General features: G+C 67.7%; 7 protein-coding genes and 1 pseudogene. 4 read left to right on the plus strand and 4 right to left on the minus strand.

All coding sequences use genetic code 11. From position 1 onward, the window contains the following. Positions 1-1,033 (minus strand): TolB family protein (locus RMO04_RS14440; RefSeq protein WP_405041509.1); only part of this gene is annotated, 1,033 nt, incomplete at its 3' end. 216 nt (positions 1,034-1,249) lie between these two features. Between RMO04_RS14440 and RMO04_RS14445 the strand changes: the two genes are divergently transcribed. Then, a complete protein-coding gene (locus RMO04_RS14445) occupies positions 1,250-2,641 on the plus strand; it encodes a cystathionine beta-synthase (protein WP_309645467.1) in 1,392 nt (463 codons plus the stop codon). Continuing rightward, positions 2,638-3,819: a cystathionine gamma-synthase gene (locus tag RMO04_RS14450; RefSeq protein WP_309645468.1), complete on the plus strand. Its 1,182-nt coding sequence runs from the start codon at positions 2,638-2,640 to the stop codon at positions 3,817-3,819. The genes RMO04_RS14445 and RMO04_RS14450 overlap by 4 nt, the downstream gene beginning before the upstream one ends. A 52-nt stretch (positions 3,820-3,871) precedes the next feature. Here the strand turns inward: RMO04_RS14450 and RMO04_RS14455 are convergent, their stop codons facing one another. Beyond that, entirely contained in the window at positions 3,872-4,117 is a 246-nt protein-coding gene (locus RMO04_RS14455) for a hypothetical protein (RefSeq protein ID WP_309645469.1), read from the minus strand. A gap of 56 nt (positions 4,118-4,173) precedes the next feature. Continuing rightward, complete coding sequence (locus RMO04_RS14460; RefSeq protein WP_309645470.1) at positions 4,174-4,650, minus strand: Lrp/AsnC family transcriptional regulator; 477 nt, start codon at positions 4,648-4,650, stop codon at positions 4,174-4,176. A gap of 119 nt (positions 4,651-4,769) precedes the next feature. Here RMO04_RS14460 and ald point away from each other — a divergent pair, with 119 nt between their 5' ends. Next, positions 4,770-5,870: an alanine dehydrogenase gene (gene ald, locus RMO04_RS14465; protein ID WP_309645472.1), complete on the plus strand. Its 1,101-nt coding sequence runs from the start codon at positions 4,770-4,772 to the stop codon at positions 5,868-5,870. A 426-nt stretch (positions 5,871-6,296) separates the two neighbouring features. On the opposite strand, the pseudogene RMO04_RS14470 reads toward ald, so the two are convergent. Next, positions 6,297-7,715: pseudogene (locus RMO04_RS14470) on the minus strand (amidohydrolase); the annotation flags it as partial. Here RMO04_RS14470 and RMO04_RS14475 point away from each other — a divergent pair. Continuing rightward, positions 7,653-8,197 (plus strand): alpha/beta hydrolase-fold protein (locus RMO04_RS14475; protein WP_309645471.1); only part of this gene is annotated, 545 nt, incomplete at its 3' end. The pseudogene RMO04_RS14470 and the gene RMO04_RS14475 sit on opposite strands and share 63 nt — an antisense overlap.

The raw sequence follows: 8,197 nt of genomic DNA on the forward strand, positions 1-8,197 counted from the left end.
CCGGGGTCCAAGCCATGGACGGATAGACGCCGTGGATCGCCCAGGTCTCCTGCATGTCGCGGTCCAGCCCGTCGAAGATCGGGGTCTCGCGGCCTGAGGTCAGGTCCATGACGTAGAGGGTGGATTTGTAGCGAACCCGCCGGATGAAGGCCAAGGACTTGCCGTCGGGCGAAGGTGTCGGACGGATCGAGCCGCCGGGCCCGGTGACGAAGGGCTCGACCTCGCCCTTTTCGCGGTCCAGGCGTTGGATCACGTAGATCTGAGTGTTGACGTCCTTGGAGTACTCGAAGACCCCGCCGGCCGTCGCGTCGTCGCTGAAATAGAGGTAGCGGCCGTCGGGGCTGAAGGCCGGCTCTCCGGAGTCCTTTTGCTCGGTGCGCTTCTTGGTGAGCTGGAGGCCCTCCCCGCCCGAGCGGTGGTAGAGCCACATCTCGCCCGCTCCCAGCGACCGGGTCGAACTGAAGTGCTTGCGCGCCACGATGTATTCGGAGTCCGGCGTCCAGTCCGGCTGGGTCAGTAGGCGGAAGGTCTCCTTGGTCACCTGGCGCGGATTGGACCCGTCGCGGTCGACGATCCAGATGTTGTCGCCGCCGCCGCGGTCGGAGGTGAAGGCGATCCAGCGGCCATTGGGCGAATAGGCCGGGTGCATGTCCCAGGCCATGCCCGTGGTGAGCGCGCGAGCCTCGCCGCCACCGATCGGCATCACATAGAGATCGCCCAGCAGGTCGAAGATCACCTCGCGGCCGTCCGGGCTGACGTCCAGGCTCATCCAGGTGCCGGTGGTCACATCGATGGGCACCTCGCGGGTGGCGCCGGGCGGTGCGTTCACATCCCACTTGGGCTTGTCGGCGGCCTTCTCCAGCGACGGCGTCGCCACCGGCTTGTTCAGCTCCGAGGCGTTCGGGCGCGGCTCCTGTTCCGACTTGCCGGTCTCCGCCGGGACCGGCGGCGGCGTGGGGGCGGGGGTCTGGGCGTGGGCCGGCGCGGACAAGGCGGCGACGAAGGCTGCGGTGAGCAAGCGGCGAACGATCATGAGGACCCCGGACAGTTGTGCGCGGGCAATTCAGCCGAGCCCCGCGGCCTTGTCGAGTCCGTACGGGCGCGATTTCGCGCGATCATGTTCGACGGACGCTGTTCCTGCCGTCATCGAACCGGGGTATTGGGGTAAAATCTGCCATGTGCCTGGACCAATGGCGCGGAAACCGACCTCGACGCGTTTCCCCAGACGTCCCTTGACGATGAGAACCCGATGAACGCCCATCCGCCGCTCTCCCCGCCGGTCGAGTCCGCCCTGGACCTGATCGGCAACACCCCGATGCTGGAGCTGTCCGGCTTCGATACCGGGCCTTGCCGACTGTTCGTGAAGCTGGAGAACGCCAATCCCGGCGGCTCCATCAAGGACCGTATCGCGCTCTCGATGATCGAGGCCGCCGAGGCCGATGGCAGCCTGAAGCCCGGCGGGACCATCGTCGAGGCCACCGCCGGCAACACCGGCCTGGGACTGGCCCAGGTGGGGGTGCTGAAGGGGTACAAGATCCTGCTGGTCGTCCCCGATAAGATGAGCCGCGAGAAAATCCAGCACCTGCGCGCCATGGGCGTCGATGTGCGCATCACCCGCTCCGACGTCGGCAAGGGGCACCCGGAATACTATCAGGACATGGCCCTGCGCCTGGCGGCCGGCATTCCGGGCGCTTTCTTCATCAACCAGTTCTCCAATCCGGCGAACCCCAGGGCGCACGAGACCAGCACCGGGCCCGAGATCCTGCAGCAGATGGAGGGCGACCTGGACGCCGTGGTGGTGGGCGTCGGTTCCGGCGGCACGCTCACGGGCCTGGGCCGCTACTTCGCCAAGACCTCGCCGAAGACGAAGATGGTGCTGGCCGATCCGACCGGCTCGATCCTCGCGCCGCTGATCAACACCGGCAAGACCATCGAACCCGGCTCCTGGGTGGTCGAGGGGATCGGCGAGGACTTCATTCCCGACAACTGCGACCTGGACCTGGTGGCCAAGGCCTATTCGGTCACCGACGCCGAGAGCATCACCGCGGCCCGCGAGCTGCTGGCCAAGGCCGGCGTCCTGGCGGGCTCGTCGTCGGGCACCCTGCTGGCCGCGGCCCTGCGCTACTGTCGTGAGCAGACGGAACCCAAACGGGTGGTGACCCTGGTCTGCGACACGGGCTCCCGCTACCTGTCTAAGGTCTACAACGACTCCTGGCTCGCCGAGCAGGGCCTGACCGAACGCCACCTGCACGGGGACCTGCGCGATCTGATCGCGCGCGCGCCCTCTGACGGTGGGGCGATTACGGTGGGTCCGCAGGACACCCTGCTGACGGCCTACAACCGCATGCGCCAGGCCGATGTCAGCCAGCTGCCGGTGATGGACGACGGGCGGCTGATCGGCCTGATCGACGAGAGCGACCTGCTGGACGCCGTCGAGGATAGCAAGCCCGACCGCCGCTTCGCCCAGAACGTCGCCACGGCCATGACCGCCAAGCTCAACACCCTGCAGGCCGGAGACTCGCTGGACGCCCTGCTGCCGGTGTTCGAGAAGGATCAGGTGGCCATCGTCCTGGACGGCCGCGAATTTGTCGGGCTGATCACCAGAATCGACCTGATCAACTATCTGAGGCGCGCAGCGTGAGCGACGACATCAAGGGCGCCGGCAAGAACCGGCTCGAGTTCGCCACCCGCGCCATCCATGGCGGCCAGTCGCACGACCCCACCACCGGGGCGGTGATCACGCCGATCTACGCCACCTCGACCTACGCCCAGACCAGCCCGGGGGAGCACAAGGGCTTCGAGTACTCCCGCAGCCAGAACCCCACCCGCTTCGCCTTCGAGCGCGCGGTGGCCGACCTGGAGAGCGGGGCGCGAGGCTACGCCTTCGCCTCGGGCCTGGCGGCGATCTCCACCTTCCTGGACGTGCTGGACGCCGGCTCCCACGTGATCGCCAGCGAGGACCTCTATGGGGGCTCGTTCCGGCTGTTCGACAAGGTGCGCAAGCGCTCGGCCGGGCTGGAGTTCAGCTATGTCGACCTCGCCGACCTGGCCGCCGTCGAGGCCGCGATCCGGCCCAACACCAGGCTGATCTGGGTGGAGACCCCGACCAATCCGATGCTGGGGCTGGCCGACCTGGAGGCCATCGCCGTGCTCGCCAAGAAGCACGGCCTGCTGGCGGCGGCCGACAACACCTTCGCCAGCCCCTACTGCCAGCGGCCGCTGGAGTTCGGATTCGACGTGGTGATGCACTCGACCACCAAGTACCTTTCCGGCCATTCTGACATCGTCGGCGGCTGCCTCATCGTGGGATCCAACAAGGACCTCGCCGATCAGGTGGGTTTCCTGCAGAACGCCGTGGGCGCCGTCGCTTCGCCCTTCGACTCGTTCCTGGCCCTGCGCGGGGTGAAGACCCTGGCCCTGCGCATGCAGCGCCATTGCGAGAACGGCCTGAAGATCGCCCGCTGGTTGGAGGCGCGGTCCGACGTTGTCCAGGTCATCTATCCCGGGCTGGAGAGCCATCCTCAGCACGAGCTGGCCAAGCGTCAGATGACCGGCGGCTTCGGCGGGATGATCTCGGCGGTGCTGGACCGCGACCTGGCCGGAACCCTGCGGATGCTTGAGCGCACCCGGCTGTTCACCCTCGCCGAGAGCCTGGGTGGCGTCGAGAGCCTCATCGAGCATCCGGCCATCATGACCCACGCCTCGATCCCGGCGGAGACCCGCGCCCGCATTGGCATCGCCGACAGCCTGATCCGCCTATCGGTGGGCATCGAGGACGCCGACGACCTGATCGCCGATCTGGAGCAGGCGCTGGCCTAGCGGCCCGCGCAACCGCTCAGCGCGGCGAAGGCCGGGATGAGCGGTTCTGAGTCTAGTGTCCCGTGTGCTTGGCCTTCTGCGCCGTGTCCCAGGCCACGAACTCGGGGCCGTTGATCTTGCCGTCGCCGTCCTTGTCGGCCTTGGCGAACTCGGCCGCCGGCAGCTTGTAGGCCACCCACTCGGCCTTATCGATCCGGTCGTCCTTGCTGGTGTCGGCCGGATGGATGAAGCGGCCTTCGGCGGCCATCGCGCCGCTGGCGCTGGCGGCCAGGACGATGGCGATGAGGGCGATGCGCATGACAGGTCTCCTTGCTGGCGCGGCAAGCTGACCGCGACCCATGGCGAAAATTGGCCTCAGCGGAGCGGTAGGGCCGTGCGGCGGACCACCGTGCGCAGGGCGATGGATGAATTGATCCGCGCGACGCCGGGCAGCCGCGTCAGCCGCGTGGCGTGAACCCGTTCCAGATCGTCCATGTCGGCGGCGACGACCCGCAGCACATAGTCGGCCTGGCCGGTCATCAAGTGGCATTCCATGATCTCCGGCGCCTGGACCACCGCCGCCTCGAAGGCGGCCAGCACGTCCTGCGCCTGGCTGGCGAGCGTGATCGAGACGAAGACCGACAGCCCCAGGCCCACCGCTCGGGGGTCGACCGTCGCCGCGTAGCCGGTGATCACGCCATCGGCCTCCAGGGCGCGCACCCGCCGAAAGCAGGCCGATTCCGAGAGATGCGCCGCCTCGGCCAGCTCCACGTTCGTCGCGCGGCCATGCGCCTGAAGGTAGTCTAACAAGCGTTTATCTGCGCTATCGGTCACGTGGTTTGAGGATTTCACCGGATTGGTCACCTTTCGCGCAAGAAAGCTGCAAACCAATGATCGATGAGCGGCCACTTTTCAAGGTTTCTCCGGCAACCAGACCATATCCTCCGCGCTAACAAGACCGGAGGAACCCCATGCGCATCGGCACCGTCACAGAGATCAAACCTCTTGAGCAGCGCGTGGGTCTCGTGCCCGCCGTGGTCGCGACCCTCACCGCCCATGGCCATGAGGTCTACGTGCAGGCTGGAGCGGGCGCGGGGGTCGGTCTGGCCGACGCCGAGTACGTCGCGGCCGGCGCAAAGGTCCTGGCCACGGCCGCGGAAGTCTTCGCCGCCGCCGACACGATCGTGAAGGTGAAGGAACCGCAGGCCCAGGAGATCGCGCATCTGACTCCGCGCCACACCCTATTCACCTACCTCCACCTGGCCCCCGATCCCGAACAGACCCAGGGCCTGATGGCCTCGGGCTGCACCGCCATCGCCTACGAGACGATCCTGGGCCGCAAGGGCGACCTGCCTCTGCTCACCCCCATGAGCCAGGTCGCCGGCCGCATGGCCGCCCAGGTCGGCGCGGCCTATCTTCTGGCCCCGGCCGGCGGACGCGGCCTGCTGATGGGCGGCGTGCCTGGCGTGGCCCCGGCCAAGGTGATCATCCTGGGCGGCGGCGTCTCCGGCTTCAACGCCGCCGAGATCGCCGTGGGCATGCGCGCCGACGTGACGATCATGGACATCTCGCCTGAGCGCCTCGCGGCGCTGGACGCGCACTTCGAGGGCCGCGCCCGCACGGTGCTGTCGTCGCGCGGCGCACTCCTGGAGCTGTTGCCCACCGCCGACCTGGTGATCGGTTGCGTGCTGGTGACCGGCGCCGCCGCGCCCAAGCTGATCAAGCGCGAAGACCTGAAGCTGATGCGCAAGGGTTCGGTGCTGGTGGACGTGGCCATCGACCAGGGCGGCTGCTTCGAGACCTCGCACGCCACCACCCACGACGAGCCGACCTATGTGGTCGACGGCGTTGTCCACTACTGCGTCGCCAACATGCCGGGCGCAGCGCCGCTGACCTCGACCTACGCGCTGGGCGCGGCCACCACCCCCTATGTCCTGGCGCTCGCCGACAAGGGGATGGAGCGGGCCTTTGCCGAGGATCCCGGCTTCGCCGCCGGACTGAATGTCGCTGGAGGCCGCGTGGTCCACCCGGCGGTGGCCGCTTCGCAGGACCTTCCCCCGGTCGCGGCCTAACCTGGCACGGGAGCGGGTGGAAATCCGCTCCCGGCCATTTTCACCAACCTCCTTCCCCTTCGGTGGGGTCAAGTCGGTCGGGGGCCACTTGATCCCGAGCTGATCGAGATAGGTCGGGTACTTCTTCGGGTCGTAGTAGAACTTCGTCATCTCGGGCCGGTAGCGGGCCATGATCCCGGTATTGAACTCGATCGGCGGCTTGTCGCCGGCGCCCAGCATCGGCTGGTACTGCTGGTCCTTGGTCTGGACCTTGACGAAGTAGTCCTTCGCCGCGGTGCGCAGGTCGGGCCGGGTGAGGATGTCCAGCAGGGTCATGGCCACCACCTTCGACCCCGCGACCACACCCTTGTGCGCCACCGGCGTCGCCATCGAGATGGCGTTGGCCCAGTGGTGTCCCGGCAGCTCGGGAATGTTGGACGGGTAGTAGATCGAGACGGTCGGCACGGTCCATGAGATGTCGCCGATATCGTCTGATCCACCGCTCTCGGGCTTCTCGAGCGGGGTCTTCAGCACTTCCAGCTCGATGGCCAGGCCCTTTTCCTTGGCGCCCAGGTTCTTCTGCACCGCCTTGGCGAAGGCCTGTTCCTCAGGCGTCCATTTCGGCAGGCCGACCTTGTCGATATTGGCCTTGGCGGCCTCGGCCAGGGGCTTGTTGAAGTGCTGGATCGCGGCCGAACCGATCACCCGGCGCTCGACCGTGGTGTCGGTCATCTTCGCCGCGGCCTCGGCGATGGTGTTGCCGATCTCGAAGTTCTTGCGAATGTCGGCGAAGGTCTGCTCGCGGAAATAGTACCAGACCTTGGCCACCGAGGGCACGACGTTGGGCTGGTCGCCGCCGTCGGTGATCACGTAGTGCGAGCGCTGTTCCGGGCGCAGGTGCTCGCGGCGCAGGTTCCAGCCCATGTTCATCAGCTCGACGGCGTCCAGAGCGCTCTTGCCGCGCCAGGGCGCGCCGGCCGAGTGCGCGGCCGAGCCCTTGAAGGTGTATTCCACCGAAACCAGACCCGTCCCTTGGGGTTGGCCCCAGGCGGTCTGCAGGTTGTTTCCCACGTGGGTGAAGACCGCCACGTCGACACCTTTGAACACGCCGTCGCGGACCATGTAGGCCTTGCCGCCCAGCAGTTCCTCGGCGACGCCGGGCCACAGGACCAAGGTCCCGGCGATGCCCTCGCGCTGCATGATCTCCTTGACCGCCAGCACCGCCACCACGTTCAGGGCCTGACCCGAATTGTGCCCCTCGCCGTGGCCCGGCGCGCCTTCAACGATCGGGTCGTGCCAGGGGACGCCCGGCTTCTGCGACGCCTTGGGGATCCCGTCGATGTCGCTGCCGAGCGCGATGACCGGACCGCCCTTGCCGTTGGTCCAGGTCGCCGTCCAGCCGGTGGGCAGACCCGACACGCCGCGCACGATGGTGAACCCGTTCTTCTCCAGAACGCCGGTGACGTATTTCGAGGTCTCGACCTCCTGGAAGGCCAGTTCGCCGTACGAGAAGATCTGGTCAGTCATCTGCTGGGCGAGCTTGGCGCGGCTATCGACCCCGGCGATCGCCTCGACCTTCAGCGCGGCGACCTTCTCGGTGGAATAGCCCTGCGCCAGCGCGGCCGGCGCCGTGGCGGCGAGCAGTCCGGCGAGCGCCAGGGCCAGCGGAAACGTTCTCATGGAAACCCCCTCGATATCTTGAGGGCACAGGGGGACACGGAATCTCGAATCTACGAAAGCCCCGCCTCGAAAATTTCCAGGGCCGCGTGCGCTCGAACCCGAAATCCGGGTTAGAACACCGCCATGAGCCTGGAAATCCTGCAGCAACACCGCGTCCATGGCGGGACGCTGAGCTATCGCCGTCATGCCAGCGCGGCCACCGGCACGCCCATGCGGTTCAGCATTTTCCTGCCGCCGGGCGACGGACCGTTCCCGTGGGTGATCTGGCTGTCGGGCCTCACCTGCACGGAGGACAACTTCACCACCAAGGCCGGCGCCTACGCCGCCGCCGCCAGACTGGGGCTCGCCGTCGTGGCGCCCGACACCAGCCCGCGCGGCGAAGGCGTCGCCGACGATCCGGCCTATGATCTGGGCCAGGGCGCCGGCTTCTATGTGGACGCCACGCAGGCTTCTTGGGCGCCGCACTTTCGCATGGAGACCTACATCACCGCCGACCTGATCGCGGCGGTGACGGAGAGCTGCCCCGTCGATCCGGCGCGGCTAGGGGTGTTCGGACATTCCATGGGCGGGCACGGGGCCTTGACCCTGGCCCTGCGCCACCCGGAGCTGTTCAGGTCGGTGTCCGCCTTCGCGCCGATCTGCTCGCCCACGCGATGCGACTGGGGCCG

The organism is Phenylobacterium sp., from assembly GCF_031412415.1.
GTDB lineage: Bacteria > Pseudomonadota > Alphaproteobacteria > Caulobacterales > Caulobacteraceae > Phenylobacterium.